2 protein-coding genes are annotated in these 1,956 nt (G+C 32.4%); both read right to left on the reverse strand.

Annotation, left to right across the window (positions count from 1 at the left end; translation table 11 throughout):
• Window positions 1-106: 106 nt before the first annotated feature.
• Window positions 107-655 carry a DUF3575 domain-containing protein gene (locus Q4597_RS19650; RefSeq protein ID WP_303407799.1) on the reverse strand — a complete coding sequence of 183 codons (549 nt, stop codon included), beginning with the start codon at window positions 653-655 and terminating at the stop codon, window positions 107-109.
• 361 nt (window positions 656-1,016) lie between these two features.
• On the reverse strand, window positions 1,017-1,751 hold the full coding sequence (locus Q4597_RS19655) for a DUF7003 family protein (protein ID WP_303407800.1): 735 nt from the start codon (window positions 1,749-1,751) through the stop codon (window positions 1,017-1,019).
• Window positions 1,752-1,956: the final 205 nt, after the last annotated feature.

Raw genomic sequence — 1,956 nt, forward strand, 5'->3', positions numbered from 1 at the left:
CGCCATAAAAAAAGCCCCGTAAAGAGGCTTATATAAATCCGTTTTTTGACGGATTAATGGCTTGTGCAACGGTTACCTTTGTTGTAAAACGTTTTTTCTATACAGGCTAAAATCGGTAACCAATATTTATTCCAAATCTATTTACTTGGCTATGGTCTGTTTTATCTGTATTAAACAAAGTTTTTCCAAATCCAAAAAAAGCCTCAAAAGTAATACCCTGTTTGGTGACCCATTTGCTACCTAAAGTCAATCCGACCGATAAATCCATAACGTCAGGACCTTCATTCAATGTGAGATTTCCATTCGAATCAGTTAATTGTTTGCCATCTGTTGAGCCTATTGTTGTAAATCCTTCAACAAAGAAACCTGAAGCATATTTTTTGCCAAAATATCTTCTGTAAAAAGGTGAAATCAGAAAATTTGTGTCTTCATCATGTTTTTGACTAAATACATAAAGACCAGAAATTCCCAAAGAGGATTTTCTATTCAAGTTTCTCTCATATGCTACATCCAAAAGTCCTAATGGAGTAAAAACTACATTAATTTTTATTTCATTATTCTGTTCATACTGATTTGTGCTAGATGTGTTTTGGTTTTGTGCTTTGGTTATGAATATGGAGAAGAAAAGTATGATTACTAGGTATTTTTTTTTCATTAAAAAGGCTTTTTGATTTCTAAACAAACCTATAATAATTTGATTTTGAATATGTTAAAGTATTTTAAATGTTAAGTTAAATTAATTGTAAAATAGTATTAACGTAAAAAGTTAGTGAAATTGAGGATTGTGTTGAACTCTTTTTTAAATGTTTTACAACGGTCTTGTGTATGAAACGTAGCGTGTAAATAGACGCTGATTTTTCGGATTAACACAGAGCCGAATTTTTATATTTTGTTTTTAATTTATCATTTTTTAAAAGCCAAATTAAAAATTTGGCGGTCTTTGCAAATAAGCACAAACCTTTGAATTTAACACTTAACAGCTATGTTTTATACACGTTGTTACCATACGTACTTTTTTACAACGTTCCGCCATCAGGCCAATTTTTCCAATGATTATTTGGCTTATCAGTTGGTTTGTAAAATTTCGCTTGTCCAGTTTCAAGAACCTTGGCTATTTGCTTAAAAGTTTTGTTTTTACTCGGAATTTCAGAATCTGCACAGTCAGGATGATTCCATTCCGTCAATTCCATAATCTTTGGTAAATCCGTTGGGATTCGGTCTCTGATTTCCTTTTCAGTTGCTTCAAATTCTTTATTGTATTCAGGTTCTAAACCTCTCAAAAATTCCCAAACTAAAATTTTGTCGTTTTCTTCAAGTTCAATTCCTTTTTTTAAATAGAAATCGCGATTATGATTAATGTCAATTTCTTTATCTCTTAAAACCATTGTTTTAGTTTCGGGATTCAAACTTTCCAGATATTCCTCATCAAAAGTTGAATGCTCGGGACTATCATCTGTTATATACAAGAAATTGTTGTTATCAGTTCCTGGTTTTGTCTTAATACAATTTCCAAAAATGTGTAAACAATTAGAAATTCCGTTATGTCCACCACCACGATAATTAAATCCGATTACTTCAATTATCAAAGCCCATCGTTTTTCATCTCGATAAGCACTCAATTTAGAATGAACTGGATAAACATATCCATTATCCAACATTGGAAACGTAAAATCCTCCGCACACTTGTCCAGTTGCTTTAAAATATCCTTTGATGAATATTCTTGTTTTTTCTTAAATCCGAAAATGTTCATTCGTATGTATGGTAACGGTCTCGTATAACCGTCAGTTACGGGTTAAATTAGCGATTAATTTCGGTTTAGCATAGGCTTAAGCAATTCCGAGTGGATTCGGACGTAGTCGAATCCGCCGTAATTGCGTTTATACATTGTGCCTGTTGCACAAGTTAACGAAAAAACCACATAGGGAGAACATGATCTTAACGTTGTGCGGTTAACT

Source organism: Zobellia sp. 1_MG-2023, assembly GCF_030549125.1.
Taxonomy (GTDB): Bacteria; Bacteroidota; Bacteroidia; order Flavobacteriales; family Flavobacteriaceae; genus Zobellia; species Zobellia russellii.

What these genes read in the sequence shown, in the direction of transcription:
- Q4597_RS19650 (WP_303407799.1), bottom strand. Translation starts at nt 655, where the DNA reads ATGAAAAAAAAATACCTAGTAATCATACTTTTCTTCTCCATATTCATA.
- Q4597_RS19655 (WP_303407800.1), bottom strand. Translation starts at nt 1,751, where the DNA reads ATGAACATTTTCGGATTTAAGAAAAAACAAGAATATTCATCAAAGGAT.